Origin of the sequence: Bacillus sp. FJAT-47783 (assembly GCF_022808615.1) — a bacterium.
In the GTDB taxonomy this organism is placed as follows: domain Bacteria; phylum Bacillota; class Bacilli; order Bacillales; family Aeribacillaceae; genus Bacillus_BZ.
In genome coordinates this window covers 86,708-109,935 of the sequence record NZ_JAKZKS010000003.1, presented here as the reverse complement: position 1 = coordinate 109,935, position 23,228 = coordinate 86,708, and the positions used below count along the sequence as shown (strand labels likewise).

Here is a 23,228-nt window from a genome sequence, read left to right as displayed (position 1 = left end):
GTATAGTTTTTTCATGCTCCTGTCCAATTACAAAAATAAGGGCCAGCTTGCTGGCTCTTGGAAAATATTTCTCCCTTTTAAATGAGGAAGATTCAATCGATTGAAAATTCACTCTTTTTCTTCATTCCTTCTTTTTTCTTTTTCAACGCGAAAAAATTCATGGAACATTTTCATTAAAGCTCTTTTTTCAATACGTGATACGTAACTTCTTGAGATCCCTAATTCTTTGGCAATTTCTCGTTGTGTTTTCTCATCCTTCATATTTAGACCAAAACGACCGATAATAACTTCTCTTTCCCGGTCATCTAAAATATCAATATATTCTTTTACACGTTCTAATTCCATGTTAAGTTGAATCATTTCAACGACATCATCATGCTCTGCTTTTAATACATCAATTAAGCTAATTTCATTTCCTTCTTTATCTTGGCCGATCGGATCATGTAAGGATACGTCCTTTTTTGTTTTTTTAAGCGCTCTTAAATGCATAAGAATTTCGTTTTCAATGCATCGGGCTGCATATGTAGCTAGTTTAGTTCCTTTTCCTGATGAGTAGCTTTCTATTGCTTTAATTAAACCGATTGTACCAATTGATATTAAGTCCTCCGAGTCCTCACCTGTATTTTCGAATTTTTTAACTATATGGGCAACGAGTCGTAAATTGTGCTCGATTAAAATATTTCTTGCTTCTTCATTTCCTTCAGCCATTAAGTGTAAATATTTCTTTTCTTCTGAAGAGGATAACGGTTGTGGAAAGGCGTTGTTTTTGACGTATGAAACAAGAAAAAATAACTCCTTTACAAGAAAGCTAAATGCTGTAATAATTCCCGACATATATTCACCTCCACAAGTTAAGTTAAAAGTAGGCTTATAATTGTATTTTATGTACGAACAAACTTGTTCTTGTCTGTACACGTTAGGAAATAATTGATTTTCCTCAAATGGAGATGGGTACCATATAATTAAACAAAATAAAAACCACCTTCTTCTAATGGAAGCGGTGGCATCATATATTGGAATTTTTTATTGAGAAGAGAATTTTTGAGGGATATTTATTCCACTACGTTGTTACTCTTAACATGTATTCGAGTGAACGGCGGTTAATTTCTAATTTAATTAATTCGATAAAGTCTTCACTTAGCTTCATTTCGGTTGCTTTAAAATAAGATTCAACGAGTAATTCATCGGATAACTTTTTCATTGAACAAGCCACTTTTCGTGACGCACCTCCTAACCTTTCGTTCTAATGTATCTGTTGTTCGCATAGAATAGATATTTTCTAGTCGTATTCTAAATCTACCACGTTTTTCTTTAGAGAACAACCGTTCTGTTATCCACAAAAATAAGTGGATAAATTGTGGGTATGTTGTTTATAAATCCAGAAAATACAAATATTGCTAAGTGTATAATGTGAATAAAGTTATCCACACAATCAAAAAGGTACAAGGTTTGTCGAAAATTATTTGCATACGAAGTAAAAATAGTAATTTTTTATTAGAAAGGGTAACTTTACTTTGAAAGAAACCGAGAAATTCGATATGATGTAAGATGGTTTAATACGAACTTAACTACAACACAAGAGGTGTTTGATTTGTTAAAGCTTTTTTTGCCTGAAGAATATGTCAAAAATATTTTTGAAATCACCCCTCAATTTCTAAAAGAGCGAGGAGTAAAAGGGGTGATTACGGATTTAGATAATACATTGGTCGAATGGGATCGCCCTAGTGCTCCCCCAAAGTTAAAAGAATGGTTTAAGTCGATGGAACAAAACGGTATTTCCGTTACCATTGTCTCGAATAATAATGAAAAAAGAGTTCGCTCGTTTTCAGAGCCTTTAGGTATTTCGTTTATTCCGAAAGCAAAAAAGCCTATGGGACAAGCATTCCGTAAGGCTCTTCATACAATGGGTCTCAAAAAGAATGAAGTCGTCGTTATCGGTGATCAGCTATTAACAGACGTACTAGGTGGGAATCGCAGTGGATTGAAAACAATTCTTGTTGTTCCTGTTGCTTCAACAGATGGTTTTTGGACAAGATTCAATCGAAGAGTCGAACGTAAAATTTTATCAGTATTAAAACGTAAAGGCATGTTATATTGGGAGGAATGACAATTTGAGTGAATTTGTATGTGTCGGTTGCGGAGTGTCGATTCAAACAGAAGATCCAAAGCAACTTGGATATGCGCCGAAGCAAGCGTTGGAAAGGGAGCATGTCATTTGTCAACGCTGCTTTAAGTTGAAAAATTATAATGAAATTCAAGATGTTTCGTTAACTGATGAAGATTTTCTAAAAATTCTTCATGGAATCGGTGAAACAAACGCATTAATCGTTAAAATTGTGGATATTTTCGATTTTGATGGTAGTTGGATTCAGGGAATTCAACGTTTCGTGGGGAATAACCCGATTATTTTAATTGGAAATAAAGTAGACATATTACCTAAATCAGTGAAACACCAAAGATTAGTTAATTGGATGAGAAGACAAGCAAAAGAGTACGGATTGAAACCACTTGATGTCTTTCTTGTAAGTTCTGCAAAAGGTCATGGAATAAGTGACGTTGCCTCAGCTATTGAGCATTATCGTAACGGTCAAAACGTCTATGTTGTCGGGTGTACAAATGTTGGAAAATCAACGTTTATCAACCGAATTATTAAAGAGGTGTCAGGGGAAGACGATATTATCACTACATCTCATTTTCCAGGTACGACGCTTGATTTAATTGAAATTCCGCTTGATGATGGAGCGTGCTTGTATGATACACCAGGGATTATTAATCATCATCAAATGGCTCACTATATCGATAAACGAGATCTAAAACTATTAACACCGAAAAAAGAAATTAAGCCGAAAGTGTATCAATTAAATGAAGAGCAAACATTATATTTCGGAGGACTGGCACGTTTCGACTTTGTAAAAGGTGAACGCACTGCATTTGTTTGTCATTTTCCAAATGAATTAACCATTCATCGCACGAAACTTGAAAAAGCTGACCAATTATATGAAAGCCACGTAGGAGAGCTATTAACTCCGCCAAGAAAAGAACAAGTACCAACTTTTCCAGAGCTTGTTCCGCACACATTTACCATTAAAGAGAAAAAAACAGATATTGTTTTTTCAGGTTTAGGGTGGGTAACGGTGAATGATCCGAATATACGAGTTGTCGCCTATGCACCGAAAGGCGTTTATGTTACATTACGGTCGTCCTTAATTTAGATGATAGCTTATGATGATATGAGTTAATTAATAAGCAGCTCATAGCACTTTTCATGATTCGAGCGACAAACGCGGTAAAAGGGGAGGGAGAAACATGAAGGATATGTATGCGGTCATTGGAGATCCAATCGGTCATTCCATGTCACCGCTCATTCATAACGATGCGTTTCAAAACGAAAACGTAGATGGCTATTATCAAGCATTTCGTGTCAAAAAAGAAGAATTACGAAAAGCTGTTGATGGAATGAAAGCACTCAATTTCAAAGGATTTAACGTGACAGTACCACATAAAGTTGACATTATGAACTATTTAGATGAAATCGATGAAAGTGCACAACTAGTTGGCGCTGTCAACACAGTTATAAATCGAGAAGGAAAATGGATCGGTTATAATACGGACGGAATGGGCTTTTTTCGTTCTATTCAACCATTTGTGTTAAAAGATTACGACAACATGAACGTTTTAGTTATTGGAGCAGGGGGAGCTGCACGCGCCATCTTTTCGATTTTAGCAAAAGAGGGATTTGTTCACATTGACCTTGTGAATCGGACGAAGGAACGTGCGGTAAAGATAAAGGAACAATGCCCATATGATGTGAATAGTCACATCTTTTCATTAATAGAGTTCGAACATGTTGCCAATAAATACGATTTAGTGATTCAAACAACATCTATTGGGATGGCTCCAAATGTTCATGAGAAACCATTATCTCTAGTAGGAAAGGTGTCTGAACAATCTGTTGTCGCCGATATTATTTATAATCCGATGAAAACAGCCTTTTTAAAAGAGGCAGAAAACTTAGGGGCAAAAACGGTTAACGGAGTCGGTATGTTTGTACACCAAGCAGCAGAAGCGTTCCAATTATGGACAAACAAAAAGCCGAATATTGAACGAATGACAACATTAGTCTTTAACAAATTGAAAGGAGCATCATAATGTTAACAGGAAAACAAAAACGTTATTTACGTTCATTAGCACACCACTTAAACCCAATCTTTCAAGTAGGGAAAGGTGGCGTAAATGAAAACATGATTAAACAAATTCGTGACGCTCTCGAAGCGCGTGAATTAATGAAAGTGAGTGTATTACAAAACTGCGATGTCGATAAACAAACAGTAGCAGAAGAACTAGCTTTTGGTACGGGAGCAGAAGTTGTCCAAATTATTGGAAACATCATTGTTTTATATAAAGAATCGAAGGAGAACAAAGAAATTACACTCCCATAGTGAAGGAATAGGAGGAGGAGCAAAGTGAAAAAGGTTGGCATTTTTGGAGGAACTTTCGATCCCCCCCATTATGGCCATTTATTAATGGCAAATGAAGTGCTCGAATCATTGAATCTGTCTGAAATATGGTTTATGCCAAACCAAATTCCTCCTCATAAACAAAACCGGCCAATAAGCTCGAGTGAGCATCGTTTCAATATGCTAAATCTGGCCATTGAGGGAAATGATGCTTTTCGTGTTGAGCCGATTGAATTAGAGAGAGAAGGTCCGTCCTACACATATGATACAATGGTATTACTAAAGAAACGTTATCCACATATCGAATTTTATTTCATCATTGGTGGAGATATGATCGAATTTTTACCACAATGGTACAAAATTGATCAATTACATAATATGATTCAGTTTATTGGGGTTAAACGCCCGAACTTTTCTGTTGAGACGGACTATCCAATTGTAGAAGTTGAAGTACCACAATTCGATGTATCCTCATCAATGATCCGTCATCGATTTATGGAAGGAAAGCACGCTCGATATTTGTTGCCAGATTCAGTTATTCGATATATAAAGGAGCATCAATTATATGAATCGTGAAAAAGCTTTACAAATTGTGGAAAGTCAATTAACTGAACATCGATACGTTCATACGGTTGGTGTAATGGAAAGTGCGATTTTTTTAGCTGAACAGTATGGTGGCGATTTGAAAAAAGCAGAGCTTGCGGCGATATTTCATGATTACGCAAAATTCCGTCCAAAAGATGAAATGAAACGAATCATTATCGAGCAAAATATGCAAAAAGATTTATTAGACCATCATGCTGAACTTTGGCATGCACCAGTAGGCGCTTATCTCGTTCAAACAGAAGTAGGAATTCAAGATGAAGAAGTGTTAAATGCGATTAAATACCATACTTCAGGTCGTAAAAGGATGACCTTATTAGAAAAAATTGTGTACTTAGCAGATTATATTGAGCCTGGACGTCATTTTCCAGGTGTCGAGGAAGTTCGTGAATTAGCGCAAAAAGATTTGGATCAAGCACTGGTGAAAGCGATGCAAAATACGATTCAATTTTTAATGAAAAAAAACCAACCGATCTATCCTGATACCTTTCATGCATACAATGATCTCGTTATGAACAAATAAAGGAGGAAATTTGAATGTCAACTCAAGATGTGTTATCACTTGTTGTAAAAGCGGCAGATGATAAAAAAGCTGAAGAAATTACGGCGTTAAATATGCGGGGTATTTCGTTAATTGCAGATTATTTTGTTATTTGTCATGGGAATAATGATAAACAAGTGCAAGCCATTGCTCGTGAAATTAAAGATAAAGCCGAAGAAATCGGAATAAATGTGAAACGAATAGAAGGTTTTGATGAAGCGAAGTGGGTTTTAGTTGACTTAGGTGATGTTGTCGCCCATGTTTTCCACCGTGATGAAAGAAGCTATTATAATTTAGAAAAATTATGGGGAGATGCACCGTTAGAAGATCTTAATAGTGAGCTGTTATCGTAATGTATCATCATTTTGCTTATATTTATGATCAGTTAATGAAAGATGCTCCTTATGATGATTGGGTGAAATTTTTACATCAGCGTGCCGAAAATGATGGAAATGGTGGAAGGCGAGTGCTAGATCTAGCTTGTGGTACGGGTGAAATTTCCTATCGCCTAGCTAAGCTTGGTTATCATGTTACTGGCGTTGATTTGTCAGAGGATATGCTCGCGGTGGCAAAAGAAAAAATGATCATGCACGGGTTTCAAGATTCCCTTTTTATTAAACAAGATATGCGCAAGTTAGAAGGGTTTCAACCATTTGATTATATCTTTTTATGCTGTGACTCGTTAAATTATTTAACATGTGAGCAAGATGTAGAAAATACCTTTCATCGTGTGCAGCAGTTTTTGAAAAAAGACGGTCTATTCATTTTTGATGTCCATTCTGTTTATAAAATGGAGCAGTTGTTTAAAAATCATACGTTTGCCTATAGCGGGGATGAAGTGAGTTATATTTGGAACTGTTTCGAAGGTGATTCGGAGTATAGTGTTATTCACGAATTAACCTTTTTTGTTCGAAATGGTTCCCACTATATTCGATATGATGAGGATCACGAGCAGCGTACGTTTTCCATCAAAACGTATACGCAATTATTAGAAAACTGTGGCTTTACGAATGTAGATGTATCGACAGGTTTAGTGCAAACATCTTTAGATAAAGCCGAGCGAATTTTTTTTGTTGCAAAAAAATAAGAAACCATCGATGTTACGATCTCGATGGTTTTTTACTTTTTATATTTTTTAGAAGGATTTTTCTTTAATGTTACGAATTATAATAATTGAAATTGCTCACTCACTTCTTCTAAATCTTTATAATATTTAGAATGAGTACTTTGAAATAAATGTTTGAACAAGTTCCCTATTTCCTTTTCCAACACTTTTATTCCTTCTCCTGTTACTCCGCCTTTGACACAAACTTTCTCTTGTAATGTTGGCAACGTATAGTGGCCGCTTTCCAATAGCTTCCCCATACCGATAAACATTTCACTAGCTAATTGAATGGCTTGCTCATTTGCTATTTCCGTTTCTTCTACAGCAGCGTCAATAAATTGTTGTAATAAATAACTAAAAAAGGCCGGACCGCAGCTCACTATATCAGAGGCAACCCTCGTAACGTTGTTTTTAATATAAATGGGAGTGGAAATTTTCCGAAACATTTCTTCAATTGTTGTTTTTGTTTCAGGTGTACATGATTTACCAAGAGTAATAAGCGAAACGCCGGATAATGCACGATTTGTTATACTTGGAATGACGCGAGCAACTTGGCATGGTACGACAGATTCAATTTGTTCTACTGATAGTGGGCTTGTAATGGAAATTAAGCACTTTTCGCTGCTTAACTGTTTTCGTAACTTTATTAAAAGGGGGTGTATATCTAATGGCTTCACGCAAACGAAAATATAATCGGAAAAATTGACCAGCTCATCTATGTTTGCACAGACGTGGATATTTGGATTTTCTTCTTGAATGGCTCTTGCTTTTTCAATCGTTCTATTTGTGATGTACATTGACGAGGGAGTTACAACCTTTGCTTCAAGGAAGGCCTCGATAAGAATTCGCCCCATGTTGCCTGTTCCAATAAAACCTACATTCATTTCTTCACCCCTCCTCCTTTAAACATTTTCTCTCCTACACCATATGACAAACGAAAAGAAATTATGAACATAGAAAGGAGTTTTAAACGCATGGAAATGTTATTAAAAGCGAAGAAGTATTGGTTTATTCCTCTATTAATCGTTTTTGTTGTTTTTGTTTTCTATGGGAATTATGAGGAAAAAGACAAGAATGAGGAAGGTTCAATCGTTCTAGAAGAGGCCGTAAATGGGAAGATAGAAACGGAAACAACCGCGAATCATGGCAGTGTAGTAGAAACCATTTTTATTGATGTAAAAGGGGCTGTTCAAAAGCCTGGAGTATATGAGCTCAAGAAATCAGAAAGAGTGTTGCAGGCTATCGAAAAAGCAGGAGGATTTTTACAGGAAGCGGATGTAAATAAAGTGAATTTAGCTGCGAAGTTAGAGGACGGAACGGTCATTTACGTTCCGAAAATGGGTGAGGAAGAGTCTGTTATAACAACTGTAGAGGCGGTAAAGAGCGTATCATCAAGTAAAGGAATAAACATTAATACAGCGACTTTAGAGGAACTGCAAACATTGAATGGAATCGGGCCTTCCAAAGCCGAAGCGATTATTTCCTATCGAGAAGAAAATGGCCCTTTTTCAACAATTGAAGATATTAAAAAGGTTTCAGGGATTGGGGATAAGTCATTCGAAAAAATTAAAAATGATATTTCCATTGATTAAAGATTGACGATAAACAAGCCGTCTCGATACACTTAAGAAAAAGGTTTGACGGAGGAAAGGGAAATGGAACGTATTTCATGGAATCAATATTTTATGGCTCAAAGCCATTTACTAGCTCTTCGAAGCACATGTACGAGGCTTACGGTTGGGGCAACGATTGTGCGAGATAAGCGAATTATTGCCGGAGGATATAATGGTTCAATTGCGGGAGGCGTGCATTGCACAGATGAAGGCTGTTATGTGATTGATAATCATTGTGTTCGAACAATCCATGCAGAAATGAATGCCATTATTCAATGTGCAAAGTTCGGAGTTCCGACTGATGGTGCTGAAATTTATGTCACTCACTTCCCTTGTTTACAATGCTGTAAAGCGATCATTCAATCAGGCATTAAGCGTGTTTACTATGCGAAAGATTATAAAAACCATCCATACGCGATAGAGTTATTTAAACAGGCAAATGTTCATGTTGAACAAGTTGAATTGAAAAATTTTAATTTACAACAAATGATAGAATAAAAAGAAAAAGGAAAGATGAATACGAAACAATATAAATTTTTTGGAGGTATAGACGTGAAAGGACAATGGGTATTTGTTGCTCTTGCTGTTTTATTGGCGTCCATTGCCTCCTATTTTGCCTTATTTTTATTCGTATTGTTCATCATTATTGTCTTAATCAAAAAATCACATAAGATGGCGATTCTTTATACAATTCTTTTTTGTTTTACCTTAATGTACATAGAAATCGTTCATTCAAAAGAGCCGTCCGACTTTACACCTGGCATGCTGAAAGTAAAGGGGAGTTTTCTAGATTCTCCTTCTATCGATGGTGATCGTGCTACTTTTCATATAAAGATGAATAATGGTGAGAAGGTTAGAGGTTATTACACGTTTCGATCAGCAGAAGAAAAAGAGATGTTTTCATCATTTCGTGCCGGACACGTTTGTTTGCTTGAAGGGGAATTAAAAGAGCCAAAACAACATACTGTTGAAAATGGTTTTAACTTTGAACAATTCTTAAAATCAAAAGGGATTGATTGGCTATTTGACATTTCATCCATATCCGATTGTTCGTTTGCACCATCATCGCTAGATCGGATAAAAAATGTGCGAGAACAGATCATTCTTTTCATTCGTCATCATTATAGTGAAGAGGCCGAGGGATTTGTTCAAGCGCTCCTTGTTGGTGAACGAGCATCGATCGATGAGCGTACATATGAAGCCTACCAACAATTAGGGGTTGTCCATTTGTTGGCGATTTCTGGATTGCATGTCGGACTACTAACAGCATTCGTGTATGTAGGTTGTTTACGTTTTGGTATAACGAAAGAACAAGCATGGATTGTTTTGTGTTTCGTTTTACCACTCTTTTGTATTATAGCAGGTGCATCTCCATCTGTTGTTCGTGCATGCTTAATGGCGGGCATTTTTGTCATTGGAAAGCTGCTTCACCGTCCTATTTTACCGATTGATTGTATTTCGCTCAGCTTTATCATCATTGTGCTTTTTGATCCTCATCAGCTTTATCAAATCGGTTTTCAATTATCCTATATCGTAAGCTTCTCCTTAATTTTATCTCAATCACTTCTTGAGCGTTGTAGAAACTTTTTTCAAATGTTGATCATCGTTACATTTGTTGCCCAAATAAGCTCACTCCCGCTGTTGCTTTACTACTTTTATGAATTTTCCGTGATCAGTCTGTTCGTGAACTTATTTTTTGTTCCGCTATATATGTATTTTTTACTTCCAGTTACGTTTTTATCGGTTATTCTTCTATTCGTTATTGAACCGATAGGTCTTTTGTTTATACCACTCGTTAATCAATCTTTCCATTTAACTTCTCATTTCATTTCTCTTTTAAGTGGATGGGAAGGACATTTAATAACGGTTGGAAAATTACCTCTGCCCCTCCTTTTTCTCATGTATGCTCTTGTGACAAATGTGATGATTGAACTAGAAAATTCTTTCTGGTGGCGTCGTCTTTTTTCGGTAGGATGTAGCAGGATAACACTAGTTGTCATCGCGGTAATGGTGGTAAGAATGCTTGAACCAGGTGAAGTAACGATGCTTGATGTAGGACAAGGGGATGCGATATTTATTCGCGAGGAGCGATCAGGTGACGCTTACCTTATCGATACCGGAGGTCTTCTTTCATTTCAACAGAAAGAATGGCGGGAGAAGGAAGATCCGTTTCAACTAGGGGAAGATGTGCTCATTCCATTTTTGAAATCAAAAGGAGTATCCGAATTAGAAGCGTTGTTTTTAACGCATGGTGATCAAGACCACATCGGGGAAGCGAAGACGATTTTAGATAAAATGAGTGTGAACTATTTAGTCATTTCAAAACATTTTGTTGAAGGGAAAAAAGAGCAAGAAATCATTGAAATGGCAAGAAAAAAAGGAGTGACCATTTTATCGGTTGAAAAAGGAGATCAACTCACCTTTTCTCCCATTATTACGGTGTTATCTCCTCATGAAAAGATGGAGTCAAGTAATGATAACTCGTTAGTATTACGAATGGAAATAGGAGGGAAAAGCTGGCTTTTTACTGGAGACCTTGAGGACAAGGGGGAGCTCGCACTTATTCAATCATATCCTCAAGTACAAGCAGATGTGCTAAAAATTGGCCACCATGGAAGTCTTACATCTACAAGTGAATTATTTCTTGATACGATTAATCCGGCGACGGCTTTCATATCAGTTGGACGGAATAATCGATTTCAGCATCCTCACCATGAGGTGATTGAGCGGCTACAAAACAGAGGAGTTACGATTTTTAGAACAGATAAAATGGGATCGGTTTCGTACCAATTTCGTGGAAGAGAAGGAACGTTTTTGATTCATCCTCCATACGATATAGTAAACAAATGAAAAAAGACTGCCTACTGAGCAGCCTTAAAAGTTGAAAAGCGTTTTCCATTCATTCTTACGCGGATCAAATAGAAAGACTGCCAAAGGCAGTCCCCTATTAAGCACCGACTAATTTTACAACTGTAGCGATAATGAATAAAGTGGCAAAAAAACCAAAAGAAACAATAAATCCAACACCAGAGTCTACAGCGTCATTACGCTTACTTTGAACATTTTTTTCAAATTCGTTCACTAGATACCCCTCCTATTTCATCATTAGTATAAGTGATTTTGTCAAAAAAATCTATACATCCTTGATAACAACTATGTTGTTAACGATTAACAACTATATTCCGGGTAAAGAAGGTAACGATATAGTTAGGCAATCATTTTTTTGTGAGTGTCCCGGGGCTTACAAAAAAATGTTTAATATAAATTTTAGGGGATTGGTACGATTATGCCAATCCCTCATTATTTATTCCCCGAACTTGTCAAAATCATCAATACCTTTTACGATATATAGAGCAAATCCTAAAGACAGTAGGAGTCGAAGTGAATGATTGTAGACATATGGAATGACTTGAAGAAAAAAAAGTTTCAACCAGTGTATGTTTTTTTTGGAAAAGAACATTTTTTGTTGAGTGAAACAATGCGTATATTAGAAGAGCATGCTGTTCGAGAGGAAGAAAGGGACTTTAACTTATCTACTTATGATATGGAAGAAACGGAAATAGATGTTGCGATTGAAGATGCGGAAACATTACCTTTTATGGGGGACACTCGTGTTGTATTTGTCAAAAATCCATACTTTTTATCATCTGAAAAGAAAAAAGAAAAGATTGAACATAATGTAAAAAAGCTTGAATTGTATATCGAAGAGCCTGCTCCATATACAATTTTTGCAATCTTTGCTCCGTATGAAAAGTTGGATGAGCGTAAAAAAATAACAAAGCTATTAAAGAAAAAAGCAACAGTTGTAAATTTGAACGAGTTTTCAGAAAAGGAAACGGTAGCTTGGATCCATGATCTTGTTGCACAAGAGGGTATATCGATTGAACAGACGGCTATTGACAAGCTTCTTATGTTAACATCTAACCATTTAATGGTCATAAGTAGTGAACTGCAAAAGCTTTGTACATATGTAGGAAAAGGAAATACGATTACCGAACAACATGTTAAAGAGCTTGTAGCTAGAACATTAGAACAAAATATATTTGAATTAATGGATTTCGTTATACAAAAGAAAAAAGAAGAAGCGTTCCAATTATTTTATGATTTATTGAAAACAAATGAAGAGCCGATAAAAATTTTAAGTTTACTCACCACGCAATTCCGGCTATTAATGCAAGTAAAGCAACTATCTCAAGCTGGATATAGCCAGCCTCAAATTGCGAGCACATTAAAAGTTCATCCATACCGCGTAAAATTAGCAAGTATGAAAGCAAAATTATTTCGTGAACAAGAGCTATCATCGATTATTAAGCAGCTTGCAGATGCGGATTATGAAATGAAGACAGGGAAAATGGACAAACAGTTAGTTTTAGAGTTGTTTTTAATGAAATTATTTCAAGCATAATAAAAAACGATCCCTTTATCGGAGGGATCGTTTTTATGTTATACGACTGAAATCGGATCATTCGCCAATTTCGACTCTCTAGCAGCTTCTGACCTCACGAGACAGCAATTTGTTCTTAGGCAGATAAGCTGTTAAGCTTTTTCGCTAAACGAGATTTGAAGCGAGCTGCAGCATTTTTGTGGATGATACCACGTTGGGTTGCTTTATCAATTTTTTTAGATGCATCGGCAAAAGCAGCTTTTGCATTTTCTACATCATTATTTACAACGATAGCATCGAATTTTTTAATAGCTGTACGCATTGCAGACTTAATTGTTGCGTTATGAGCACGACGCTCGTTGTTTGTTTTAACACGCTTAATCGCAGATTTAATGTTTGGCATTCCTTTCACCTCCTATATAAAAAATCGAGCTTTATATCTCCTCGATCATTTCTAAACAATAGAGAACAAATGATATTCTATCAAACGGTCATTCCTTTTGCAATACTGTAAAGGAATTTATATGAGAGAAGAGAATGAGATTTGATGGCAATGGAAAAAATGAAAAGAGAAATGGGAGGAAAGGGTGTACATATATGACGGATCAACTAGATTTAAGCAAATATGCCGTTCGGACGGACTTAGCAGTAGAAGCTCGACAAATGGCTGTTGACGAACAAAACGGAGCATCGATAAATGGTGTTGTCTTTCATGAAGAAAGTGAAGATGGTATTAAAATAACGAGGGTGGAAATATCAGAGGAAGGAGCCAAAGCTTTAGGGAAGAAGAAAGGAAAGTATTTAACGTTAGAAGTTCAAGGAATTCGGCAAAAAGATACGGAGCTCCAAGAGAAAGTTTCGGGTGTATTCGCTCACCAGCTTAGTACTTTTTTACAAGAGCTAAACATCCCAAAAGATGCTAGTTGTTTAGTTGTAGGGTTAGGAAACTGGAATGTCACACCAGATGCACTTGGACCAATTGCTTGTGAAAACTTATTAATTACAAGACACCTTTTTGAGCTGCAGCCTGAACATGTTCAAGAAGGGTATCGACCTGTAAGTGCTCTTGCACCTGGTGTGATGGGGATTACGGGAATCGAAACGAGCGATATTATTTTAGGTGTCATTAAACAGTCAAAGCCAGATTTTGTCGTTGCCATTGATGCGTTGGCTGCAAGGTCAGTAGAACGCGTAAACACAACGATTCAAATTTCTGATAGCGGTATTCATCCTGGATCAGGAGTAGGAAATAAACGGAAAGAGTTAAGCGAAGAAACGTTAGGAATCCCTGTCATTGCCATCGGTATACCGACCGTTGTTGATGCGGTATCGATAACAAGTGATACAATTGACTACATTTTGAAACATTTTGGACGAGAAATGAAAGAAGGCGATCGTCCTTCACGCTCGTTAGCTCCTGCAGGTATGACGTTCGGTGAACGAAAAGTGTTAACAGATGAGGATTTACCGAATGAAGAAGAGAGAAAGCAATTTTTAGGAATCGTCGGAAGTTTAGAAGAAGAGGAAAAAAGGAGACTCATTCATGAAGTGCTTGCCCCCCTCGGACATAATTTAATGGTAACACCTAAAGAAGTAGATGTTTTTATTGAAGATATGGCAAATGTTTTAGCAAATGGACTAAATATGGCGCTTCATCAACAAGTAGATGAGGGGAATGCTGGAGCTTACACGCATTAAAACGTTTTGTCTATATTCTATTAAAGTGGGGAATCCTTACTAGATTTTTTGTTCTACTCCTTCAAGTGCTGTCATACATTTTCAATAGACAAGCCTTGAAGGAGGATCTGTATGAAACGGCAAGGAATCGTCGTCACGATAAATGGGACAAGTATTATCAAATATTTATTTGCCTTATTTGTCAGTATGATCGTTGTGTTTTTAGTAACAGGGATGCTCACATCATTGAAGCCGGAGTACCGGCCATCATCCAATTCCATTCATGAATTTTCTAGTGAGTTAAGTGGAGAAGTCTTTTTGAAGTTATTGAGTTTTGAAAACCATTATTTTGCAAAAGCTCTTCCTTCTCAGTCCGTAGACTTTAAACTGTCTCCTTTATTTTTTCGGTTGGCGACAAGTGTAAATCCCGATGATCCGAGGAGTTTACTTGGGAGAGAATTACCAGGGTTCTCCTTATTTGATAGTAAAATTGTTGTAGCGGGTGAAGGGACAAACTATACGAACATACCGATTGAATCCGCTCCACCGACAGAGGTGCTACTAGAAGAACGAGAAGCGTCGATCGAAAATTTACAAACGGAAGAAGATACGAAAAAAGCGCCTCCCCCATCTTTAACGACTGGTGGGCGAAAGGTCGTGTATATCTATAATACGCACAATACAGAGTCGTACTTCCCTTTCTTGAAAGCGGAGGATACGAGTAATCCAAATACTGCTTTTCATTCTACCGCAAACGTGACACTCGTTAGTAAAAAATTACGTGAAGAATTAGAAGAGCGGGGCATTGGGGCGACGCTTGAGCAGAAAAATATTCAGTCGCTGTTAAAGAATAAAGGTTGGGATTACCCGAAATCATATGATGCTTCAAGACCGGTTGTACAGGATGCAATGGCACAAAACCGTGACATTCAATATTTAATTGATATCCATCGAGATGGGTTACGTCATAAAGACACAACCGCTAAGATTAATGGAAAAAATTATGCGAAAATCATGTTTGTCATTGGTGGAAACAATCCCCATGTTGATAAAAACACAAAACTAGCAAAAGAGCTCCATGCCTTGTTTGAGGAAAAATATCCTGGGTTAAGCAGGGGAATTATCGCGAAAAAAGGGAAAGGGGTCAATGGTTTATACAATCAAGACTTAACAGAAAAATCCATGCTTATAGAATTTGGCGGTGTTGACAACAATATGGAAGAACTTAGTCGAACGGCCGAAGCAGTAGCGGATGTATTTAGTGAATATTATTGGCAAGCAGAAAAAGTGAATGGAACCGAAACGAAGAAACAATAACTATTGTTGATCATGAAAGGAGGGAAGTTAATGGCGAAATTCATGGTAAAAAGTTTCCTTATCTGTGTTGTCATGTTTTTAGGAGTCATCTTCGGTATGCAGCAAGCGAACGAAGGATTGAAAAGCATGCGAGGTTATGAAACACCAGAAACGTTAGGCGCTTTTCACATTCAAGAAAAGGATGAAGGGCAACTAGAAGCATCGATCTTAGGGAATACCGTAACAAGTCATGACTTAGAGAAAAAACAAGAACAGTTAGAGAAAATGAAGGCCTTTAACTTCTTCTCTGAACTTGGGAAATGGTTATCAGATGCGATTTCTTCTCTTGTCAATGCTGTCATTGACTTTGTTTCTATACAATTGGAGAAGCTGTTCGAACATATATAAGGCTTTCTTGTTTTTACAGGGAGGTCTTTTTTCATTGGACAAGGAAACGTTATGGATGGTACGGCGATAAGTAAAATCGAACTCCTTTTATTTAACATTGAATCTTGATTTCGCAATTGATATAATCAATGCTAGTGTAGTTGGCTAGTTAGTAGGAGTGATTATATAAATGAATAGAGAAGAAAAGCTGAAGCGACAACAACGGATTCGTAATTTCTCCATCATCGCTCATATCGATCATGGTAAATCAACACTAGCTGACCGGATTTTAGAAAAAACGGCAGCCATTACGCAGCGTGAAATGAAGAATCAGCTTCTTGATTCAATGGATCTTGAACGCGAACGTGGAATTACGATTAAATTGAATGCAGTCCAATTAAAGTATAAAGCAAAAGATGGAGAAGAATACATATTCCATCTCATTGATACACCTGGTCACGTCGACTTTACGTATGAAGTTTCCCGCAGTTTAGCTGCATGCGAAGGGGCGATTTTAGTCGTAGATGCGGCGCAAGGAATTGAAGCGCAAACGTTAGCAAACGTCTATTTAGCAATTGATAATGACTTGGAAATTTTACCGGTTATTAATAAAATTGATTTGCCAAGTGCAGAACCTGAACGGGTACGTCAAGAAATTGAAGATGTGATCGGATTAGATGCAAGTGATGCGGTTTTAGCATCAGCAAAAGCTGGAATTGGTATTGAAGATATTTTAGAGAAAGTTGTAGAATTAGTCCCAGCTCCAGAAGGTGATCCTGATGCTCCGTTACAGGCGCTTATTTTTGACTCCCTATACGATGCGTATCGCGGCGTTGTTGCGTATATTCGAGTTGTTCAAGGGTCTGTAAAAGTTGGACAAAAAATTAAAATGATGGCAACGGGGAAAGAGTTTGAAGTAACGGAGGTTGGTGTTTTTACACCAAAAGCTGTCGCTGTTGATGAACTAACCGTTGGTGATGTTGGATTTTTAACAGCATCGATTAAAAATGTTAGTGATTCACGAGTAGGGGATACGATTACAAGTGCAAATAACCCTGCGGACAAACCACTGCCAGGGTATCGGAAGCTAAATCCGATGGTGTTCTGTGGTTTGTACCCGATCGATACAGCGAAATATAATGATTTGAGGGAAGCGCTTGAAAAGCTTCAATTAAATGACTCTGCTCTTGAATTTGAACCAGAAACGTCACAAGCGTTAGGGTTTGGTTTCCGATGTGGATTTTTAGGTATGCTTCACATGGAAATCATTCAAGAGCGTATTGAACGAGAATTTAAAATCGATTTAATTACAACCGCACCAAGTGTTATTTATCATGTATATTTAACAGATGGAGAAGAGATTCGTGTAGATAACCCATCCAATATGCCAGACCCACAAAAGACGGACCGTGTGGAAGAGCCATATGTAAAAGCGACTGTTATGGTACCGAATGATTTTGTTGGCGCCGTTATGGAGCTTTGTCAAGGAAAACGTGGTATCTTTATCGATATGCAATATTTAGATGAAAAGCGTGTAAGCATCACGTATGAAATACCTTTGGCAGAAATTGTGTATGATTTCTTTGATCAATTAAAATCAAACACGAAAGGTTATGCATCTTTTGATTACGAGTTAATTGGTTACAAAGCTTCTAAGCTTGTAAAGATGGATATATTACTAAACGGTGAAAAAATTGATGCCTTGTCGTTTATCGTTCATCGTGATTATGCTTATGAGCGTGGGAAAGTGATTGTCGAAAAGCTGAAAGAGTTAATACCAAGACAACATTTTGAAGTCCCTGTGCAAGCAGCTATCGGTCAAAAAATTATTGCCCGCTCAACGATTAAGGCCATTCGGAAAAATGTTTTAGCAAAATGTTATGGTGGAGATATCTCCCGTAAACGGAAGCTTCTTGAAAAACAAAAAGAAGGTAAGAAGCGAATGAAACAAGTAGGATCGGTTGAAGTGCCGCAAGAAGCCTTCATGGCTGTTCTGAAAATGGACGATGATAAATAATAGAACAAAATCGCTGATGCGCTTTTGTTCAGAGGTCAGAATATCCGATTTCAATTATACGCATTTCCTATATCACAAAAAGGTGCGAGATATAATTTCTGATCTGATGTTATTATAAAAGAGCCGCAGTGATGACTGCGGCTTTTTCAATCATAAGTAATGTATGCAGAAGTAGGTGATTTAAATGCCGAAGTCCGTTTATATTCATATTCCCTTTTGTGAACAAATTTGTCATTACTGTGACTTTAATAAGTTTTATTTAAAATATCAGCCTGTATCTGATTATTTATTGTCTCTCGAAAAAGAGATGGAGTCTTCATTTACACGCTTTCCAGTAAAAGAAATAAAAACCATTTTTATTGGTGGAGGCACACCTACAGCATTATCGAAAGATCAGCTCGAACAACTAATGAACATGATTCATAAGTATATCGATATCGAACTCGTACAAGAGTTTTCCGTTGAAGCGAATCCAGATAATTTAACCGAAGAAAAGTTATCAGTATTAAAGAATTATGGAGTGAACCGGTTAAGTATTGGTGTTCAATCGTTTAACGAGGAACTGTTAAAAAAAATTGGACGAACACATACGAATGAAGTCGTCTTCCATTCCATAAAATTAGCTCAAAAAATGGGGTTTCACAATATTAGTATCGACCTGATGTATGCCTTGCCGACACAGACGTTAAAAGAATTTAAACAAACATTAGAAATAGCCTTTTCACTTGATTTAGCGCATTACTCATCTTATTCCCTTCTCGTCGAACCTAAAACGGTATTTTATAACTTGTGGAGAAACGGGAAGCTTACCCTTCCGCCGCAAGAAGAAGAAGCGGTGATGTATGAATACTTAATGGAGCAAATGGAAAAACGTGGGTTTCGTCAATATGAAATTAGTAATTTTTCTAAACCTGGGTTTGAAAGCAAGCATAATTTAACGTATTGGAATAATGAAGAGTATTTTGGTTTCGGTGCAGGAGCCCATAGCTATGTGCATGGAGTGAGGAGAGTGAATGCTGGTGTTTTGAAAAAATATATGTCGCTTATTGAATCGACAAACTTTCCTTACGTAGATGAGCATCTCGTCACGAAAACGGAACAAATGGAAGAAGAGCTTTTTCTCGGTTTACGAAAGACAAGGGGGATTTCCATTCGCCACTTTGCAAATAAATTCGGTATATCTATCGATAAGGTCTTTGGCCAACAAATTGAGGAACAATCTCGAAAAGGGTTATTAGTAAAACAAGATGATCACATTTTTTTAACGCATAAAGGGAAGTTGTTAGGGAATGAAGTGTTTCAAGCATTTCTTTCCAGTATTGAATAATTGACAATTTCCATCACTTTTGATACTTTATTCATAGAATTAGCACTCGCTCGATTTGAGTGCTAACAGAGGTGATGAGAGGTGCTAACGGATCGTCAATTATTTATTTTACAAGTTATAATTGATGATTTTATTCGTTCTGCTCAACCTGTAGGTTCTAGAGCATTGTCGAAAAAGGAATCGATTTTATTTAGTTCGGCAACGATACGGAATGAAATGGCCGATCTCGAAGAGCTTGGGTTTATTGAAAAAACACATACATCTTCAGGGAGAGTTCCGTCTGAAAAAGGATATCGATACTATGTGGACCATTTGTTGTCACCACAAAAATTGTCAAGAAAAGAGATTCTTCAAATAAAATCTATTTTTGCTGAAAAAATTTATGAGCTTGAAAAACTTGTACAAAAATCCGCTCAAATTTTATCTGATTTAACAAATTATACGACGATTGCGCTAGGTCCGAAAGTAGAGGAAAATCGCTTGAAACATCTTCAAATCATTCCGCTACATGAAAATGCGGCCATTGCCATCATTGTGACGGATAAAGGACATGTAGAAAACAAACCGATTACATTTCCAACAAACATTGATCAACAAGATTTAGAAAAAGTTGTGAACATTTTAAATGAACGACTCGTTGGCGTTCCACTCAGTGAACTGAAGGATAAAATATTTAAAGAAGTTGCGTTAATCCTTCAACAGCATATACGTCATTACGATACGTTTTTAAAAGTGTTTATTGATTCTCTATTCGAAGCAAGCCCTGAAAAATTGTTTTTCAGCGGACGAACTAACATGTTAACACAGCCCGAGTTTCATGACATCAGTAAAGTTAGGGACTTACTAAACATGATTGAGCAAGAACAACAATTTTATGAGTTGTTAAAAGCAAATGAGTCTGGCATATCTGTTAAAATTGGTACAGAAAACGCACTGACAGCTTTAGAAAACTGCAGTCTCATTACCGCTACGTATTCTATTGGAGAAAAACAGCTTGGGACCATTGCGGTATTAGGTCCAAAACGAATGGAATATTCAAGAGTAATCGGATTGTTGCAATATTTTACAAACGACTTGTCACAAGTGCTGACAAACTTGTATCATGAATAAGGATTATGTCTATATTGAAGGGTGGAGAGACCTCCATCCTTTTACATGGATGAGTTGTATATGATGATGTGAATCTTTAAGGGAGGTGAAAGAGATGGAGGAAAAAACGAAAGACATTGAGCAACTTGAACAGGAAAATGAAGCTCAAGCAGAAGAAAAAACAGAAAATCAGCATGAAGAACAAGTTCACCAAGAAACTGAAGAAAAAGATGAATTAACTGAAGCGAAAGAAAGAATCGCAGAGCTTGAAGCGAAGTTAGATGAGGCAGAGAATAAAATTCTTCGTGCACAAGCAGATTTCGATAACTATCGCAGAAGAGTTCGTCTTGATCAAGAGGCTGCGCAAAAATATCGAGCACAAAGTTTAATTTCGGACTTATTACCTGCTCTAGATAATTTTGATAGAGCGTTACAAATAAAAGCAGAAGATGAGCAAACAAAATCCTTGCTTCAAGGAATGGAAATGGTATATCGTCAATTTCTACAAGCGCTTGAAAAAGAAGGGTTAGAAAAAATCGAAGCTGTTGGAAAAGAATTTGATCCAACTGTTCATCAAGCGGTTATGCAAGTTGAAGATGAAAAGTACGATTCCAACATTGTTGTAGAGGAATTACAAAAAGGATATAAGCTAAAAGATCGTGTCATTCGACCAACAATGGTAAAGGTGAATCAATAATCTATACATAAACACTTAGGAGGTAGAAAAAACATGGGCAAAATTATCGGTATCGACTTAGGTACAACGAACTCATGTGTATCGGTATTGGAAGGTGGAGAACCGAAAGTTATTCCGAATCCAGAAGGAAACCGTACGACTCCTTCTGTCGTTGCGTTTAAAAACGGAGAGCGTCAAGTAGGGGAAGTAGCGAAACGCCAGGCTATTACAAACCCAAATACGATCATTTCCATTAAGCGTCATATGGGTACAGACTATAAAGTTGATATTGAAGGAAAAGAATATACGCCTCAAGAAATTTCTGCGATTATTCTTCAGCATTTAAAAGGTTATGCTGAAGATTACTTAGGAGAAAAAGTTGATAAAGCGGTCATTACAGTACCAGCCTATTTCAACGATGCTGAGCGTCAAGCGACAAAAGATGCGGGTAAAATTGCGGGTCTTGAAGTTGAACGTATTATTAACGAACCGACAGCAGCTGCACTTGCGTACGGTTTAGATAAAATGGAAGAAGATCAAACGATTCTCGTTTACGACCTTGGTGGAGGAACGTTTGACGTATCCATCCTAGAATTAGGAGACGGTGTATTTGAAGTTCGTTCAACAGCTGGTGATAATCGTTTAGGTGGAGACGATTTCGACCAAGTGATTATTGACTATTTAGTAGCTGAATTCAAAAAAGAAAACGGCATCGATTTATCAAAGGATAAAATGGCGCTTCAACGTTTAAAAGATGCTGCTGAAAAAGCGAAAAAAGATTTATCTGGTGTTGCATCTACACAAATTTCTTTACCGTTCATTACAGCAGGAGAAGCAGGACCTCTTCACTTAGAAGTAACATTAACTCGTGCGAAATTTGAAGAGCTTTCTGCACACTTAGTAGAAAGAACAATGGGGCCAGTTCGCCAAGCGTTACAAGATGCTGGACTTAACAAAAATGAGATCGATAAGGTTATTCTTGTAGGTGGGTCTACACGTATTCCAGCTGTACAAGAAACTATTAAAAAAGAACTTGGTAAAGAACCTCATAAAGGGGTAAACCCAGATGAAGTAGTAGCGATGGGTGCTGCAATTCAAGGTGGCGTTATCACTGGTGATGTTAAAGACGTTGTATTACTTGACGTAACTCCACTTTCGTTAGGAATTGAAACGATGGGCGGTGTATTTACGAAATTAATTGATCGTAATACGACGATCCCTACTTCTAAATCACAAGTATTCTCGACAGCAGCTGACAATCAAACGGCTGTAGATATTCACGTATTACAAGGAGAGCGCCCGATGGCTGCGGATAACAAAACATTAGGTCGCTTCCAATTAGCTGATATTCCACCAGCACCGCGTGGCGTTCCGCAAATTGAAGTTACATTTGACATCGATAAAAATGGTATCGTAAATGTTAGTGCGAAAGACTTAGGTACAGGTAAAGAGCAAAACATTACGATTAAATCTTCTTCTGGTCTTTCTGAGGAAGAGGTTGAGCGCATGATTAAGGAAGCAGAAGAGAACGAAGAGGCGGATAAAAAGCGTAAAGAGGAAGTAGAACTTCGTAATGAAGCTGATCAGCTTGTATTCACTACAGAGAAAACATTAAAAGATCTTGAAGGAAAAGTAGATGAAGCTGAAGTGAATAAGGCGAATGAAGCGAAAGATGCGCTAAAAGAAGCCGTTGAGAAAAACGATTTAGAACAAATGAAAGCGAAAAAAGATGAGCTTCAAGAAATCGTTCAGCAACTTTCCATGAAACTTTACGAAGAAGCTGCGAAACAAGCTCAAGCAGAGCAAGGTGGAGAAGCAGATACAACAAAGAAAGATGACAATGTTGTAGATGCTGAATATACAGAAGTAAAAGATGACGACAAGTAATAACCTAAGTCCATGTACGATGGAAACTTGTCACAATTGTTAAAGATAAAAAGTCAAAGTCAGGCGTGTCTTGGCTTTGACTTTTTTAAGGTTTTTTATTGTATGGATTAATGGTTGCCTCGAATATAGAGCAGTGTTAGAATTTAGTTTATGTGAGAAATCGGGAGTG

25 protein-coding genes are annotated in these 23,228 nt (G+C 37.1%); 20 read left to right on the top strand and 5 right to left on the bottom strand.

Translation table 11 applies throughout. The features are described 5' to 3' along the window. Positions 1 to 108: 108 nt before the first annotated feature. Positions 109 to 834 carry an RNA polymerase sporulation sigma factor SigK gene (sigK, locus tag MLD65_RS04285; protein WP_243290634.1) on the bottom strand — a complete coding sequence of 242 codons (726 nt, stop codon included), beginning with the start codon at positions 832 to 834 and terminating at the stop codon, positions 109 to 111. 226 nt (positions 835 to 1,060) lie between these two features. Beyond that, positions 1,061 to 1,201: a sporulation histidine kinase inhibitor Sda gene (gene sda, locus MLD65_RS04280; protein ID WP_243290633.1), complete on the bottom strand. Its 141-nt coding sequence runs from the start codon at positions 1,199 to 1,201 to the stop codon at positions 1,061 to 1,063. Between the two features lie 381 nt (positions 1,202 to 1,582). Between sda and MLD65_RS04275 the strand changes: the two genes are divergently transcribed. From MLD65_RS04275 to MLD65_RS04240, 8 genes are all read left to right on the top strand, one after another. After that, positions 1,583 to 2,107 carry a YqeG family HAD IIIA-type phosphatase gene (locus MLD65_RS04275; RefSeq protein WP_347709264.1) on the top strand — a complete coding sequence of 175 codons (525 nt, stop codon included), beginning with the start codon at positions 1,583 to 1,585 and terminating at the stop codon, positions 2,105 to 2,107. Between the two features lie 4 nt (positions 2,108 to 2,111). Next, positions 2,112 to 3,212, top strand: coding sequence for a ribosome biogenesis GTPase YqeH (gene yqeH / locus MLD65_RS04270; RefSeq protein ID WP_243290631.1), 1,101 nt, complete (start codon positions 2,112 to 2,114; stop codon positions 3,210 to 3,212). 94 nt (positions 3,213 to 3,306) lie between these two features. Continuing rightward, positions 3,307 to 4,149 (top strand): shikimate dehydrogenase, encoded by an 843-nt coding sequence (aroE, locus tag MLD65_RS04265; RefSeq protein ID WP_243290630.1) that lies wholly within the window; start codon positions 3,307 to 3,309, stop codon positions 4,147 to 4,149. Further along, positions 4,149 to 4,439, top strand: coding sequence for a ribosome assembly RNA-binding protein YhbY (gene yhbY, locus MLD65_RS04260; protein WP_243290629.1), 291 nt, complete (start codon positions 4,149 to 4,151; stop codon positions 4,437 to 4,439). The genes aroE and yhbY overlap by 1 nt, the downstream gene beginning before the upstream one ends. Before the next feature lie 24 nt (positions 4,440 to 4,463). Then, positions 4,464 to 5,033 (top strand): nicotinate-nucleotide adenylyltransferase, encoded by a 570-nt coding sequence (locus MLD65_RS04255; RefSeq protein WP_243290628.1) that lies wholly within the window; start codon positions 4,464 to 4,466, stop codon positions 5,031 to 5,033. Beyond that, complete coding sequence (gene yqeK / locus MLD65_RS04250; protein WP_243290627.1) at positions 5,023 to 5,583, top strand: bis(5'-nucleosyl)-tetraphosphatase (symmetrical) YqeK; 561 nt, start codon at positions 5,023 to 5,025, stop codon at positions 5,581 to 5,583. The genes MLD65_RS04255 and yqeK overlap by 11 nt, the downstream gene beginning before the upstream one ends. Before the next feature lie 14 nt (positions 5,584 to 5,597). Beyond that, a complete protein-coding gene (rsfS, locus tag MLD65_RS04245; protein ID WP_243290626.1) occupies positions 5,598 to 5,954 on the top strand; it encodes a ribosome silencing factor in 357 nt (118 codons plus the stop codon). Then, positions 5,954 to 6,688 carry a class I SAM-dependent DNA methyltransferase gene (locus MLD65_RS04240; RefSeq protein ID WP_243290625.1) on the top strand — a complete coding sequence of 245 codons (735 nt, stop codon included), beginning with the start codon at positions 5,954 to 5,956 and terminating at the stop codon, positions 6,686 to 6,688. Before rsfS ends, MLD65_RS04240 begins: the two co-directional genes overlap by 1 nt. Before the next feature lie 77 nt (positions 6,689 to 6,765). On the opposite strand, the gene comER is transcribed toward MLD65_RS04240, so the two are convergent. Then, positions 6,766 to 7,590 carry a late competence protein ComER gene (comER, locus tag MLD65_RS04235; RefSeq protein WP_243290624.1) on the bottom strand — a complete coding sequence of 275 codons (825 nt, stop codon included), beginning with the start codon at positions 7,588 to 7,590 and terminating at the stop codon, positions 6,766 to 6,768. Between the two features lie 90 nt (positions 7,591 to 7,680). Here comER and MLD65_RS04230 point away from each other — a divergent pair, with 90 nt between their 5' ends. The 3 genes from MLD65_RS04230 (at position 7,681) to MLD65_RS04220 (ending at position 11,169) form a co-directional block, all read left to right on the top strand. Next, positions 7,681 to 8,298 carry a helix-hairpin-helix domain-containing protein gene (locus MLD65_RS04230; RefSeq protein WP_279325961.1) on the top strand — a complete coding sequence of 206 codons (618 nt, stop codon included), beginning with the start codon at positions 7,681 to 7,683 and terminating at the stop codon, positions 8,296 to 8,298. Between the two features lie 63 nt (positions 8,299 to 8,361). Beyond that, positions 8,362 to 8,817: a ComE operon protein 2 gene (locus tag MLD65_RS04225; RefSeq protein WP_481748489.1), complete on the top strand. Its 456-nt coding sequence runs from the start codon at positions 8,362 to 8,364 to the stop codon at positions 8,815 to 8,817. A gap of 54 nt (positions 8,818 to 8,871) precedes the next feature. Then, positions 8,872 to 11,169 carry a DNA internalization-related competence protein ComEC/Rec2 gene (locus MLD65_RS04220; RefSeq protein ID WP_243290623.1) on the top strand — a complete coding sequence of 766 codons (2,298 nt, stop codon included), beginning with the start codon at positions 8,872 to 8,874 and terminating at the stop codon, positions 11,167 to 11,169. A gap of 97 nt (positions 11,170 to 11,266) precedes the next feature. Here the strand turns inward: MLD65_RS04220 and MLD65_RS04215 are convergent, their stop codons facing one another. Further along, on the bottom strand, positions 11,267 to 11,401 hold the full coding sequence (locus MLD65_RS04215; RefSeq protein WP_243290622.1) for a YqzM family protein: 135 nt from the start codon (positions 11,399 to 11,401) through the stop codon (positions 11,267 to 11,269). Positions 11,402 to 11,704: 303 nt separating this feature from the next. Here MLD65_RS04215 and holA point away from each other — a divergent pair, with 303 nt between their 5' ends. Then, a complete protein-coding gene (gene holA, locus MLD65_RS04210) occupies positions 11,705 to 12,724 on the top strand; it encodes a DNA polymerase III subunit delta (RefSeq protein ID WP_243290621.1) in 1,020 nt (339 codons plus the stop codon). 115 nt (positions 12,725 to 12,839) lie between these two features. Here holA and rpsT read toward each other — a convergent pair whose 3' ends face one another. Further along, positions 12,840 to 13,106: a 30S ribosomal protein S20 gene (gene rpsT / locus MLD65_RS04205; protein WP_243290620.1), complete on the bottom strand. Its 267-nt coding sequence runs from the start codon at positions 13,104 to 13,106 to the stop codon at positions 12,840 to 12,842. Positions 13,107 to 13,300: 194 nt separating this feature from the next. On the opposite strand from rpsT, the gene gpr reads away from it, so the two are divergent. The 8 genes from gpr (at position 13,301) to dnaK (ending at position 23,059) form a co-directional block, all read left to right on the top strand. Then, a complete protein-coding gene (gene gpr / locus MLD65_RS04200) occupies positions 13,301 to 14,401 on the top strand; it encodes a GPR endopeptidase (protein ID WP_243290619.1) in 1,101 nt (366 codons plus the stop codon). Positions 14,402 to 14,512: 111 nt separating this feature from the next. Continuing rightward, positions 14,513 to 15,697, top strand: coding sequence for a stage II sporulation protein P (gene spoIIP, locus MLD65_RS04195; RefSeq protein ID WP_243290618.1), 1,185 nt, complete (start codon positions 14,513 to 14,515; stop codon positions 15,695 to 15,697). 30 nt (positions 15,698 to 15,727) lie between these two features. Further along, on the top strand, positions 15,728 to 16,084 hold the full coding sequence (locus tag MLD65_RS04190; protein WP_243290617.1) for a YqxA family protein: 357 nt from the start codon (positions 15,728 to 15,730) through the stop codon (positions 16,082 to 16,084). Between the two features lie 169 nt (positions 16,085 to 16,253). After that, a complete protein-coding gene (lepA, locus tag MLD65_RS04185) occupies positions 16,254 to 18,080 on the top strand; it encodes a translation elongation factor 4 (RefSeq protein ID WP_243290616.1) in 1,827 nt (608 codons plus the stop codon). Between the two features lie 184 nt (positions 18,081 to 18,264). Beyond that, the gene (gene hemW / locus MLD65_RS04180) at positions 18,265 to 19,407 is read left to right on the top strand and encodes a radical SAM family heme chaperone HemW (protein ID WP_243290615.1); all 1,143 of its coding nucleotides are present in this window, start codon (positions 18,265 to 18,267) and stop codon (positions 19,405 to 19,407) included. An 81-nt stretch (positions 19,408 to 19,488) separates the two neighbouring features. Then, positions 19,489 to 20,517 carry a heat-inducible transcriptional repressor HrcA gene (gene hrcA / locus MLD65_RS04175; protein ID WP_243290614.1) on the top strand — a complete coding sequence of 343 codons (1,029 nt, stop codon included), beginning with the start codon at positions 19,489 to 19,491 and terminating at the stop codon, positions 20,515 to 20,517. A 94-nt stretch (positions 20,518 to 20,611) separates the two neighbouring features. Further along, positions 20,612 to 21,193 carry a nucleotide exchange factor GrpE gene (grpE, locus tag MLD65_RS04170; RefSeq protein ID WP_243290613.1) on the top strand — a complete coding sequence of 194 codons (582 nt, stop codon included), beginning with the start codon at positions 20,612 to 20,614 and terminating at the stop codon, positions 21,191 to 21,193. A gap of 33 nt (positions 21,194 to 21,226) precedes the next feature. Beyond that, positions 21,227 to 23,059 (top strand): molecular chaperone DnaK, encoded by a 1,833-nt coding sequence (dnaK, locus tag MLD65_RS04165; RefSeq protein ID WP_243290612.1) that lies wholly within the window; start codon positions 21,227 to 21,229, stop codon positions 23,057 to 23,059. Positions 23,060 to 23,228: the final 169 nt, after the last annotated feature.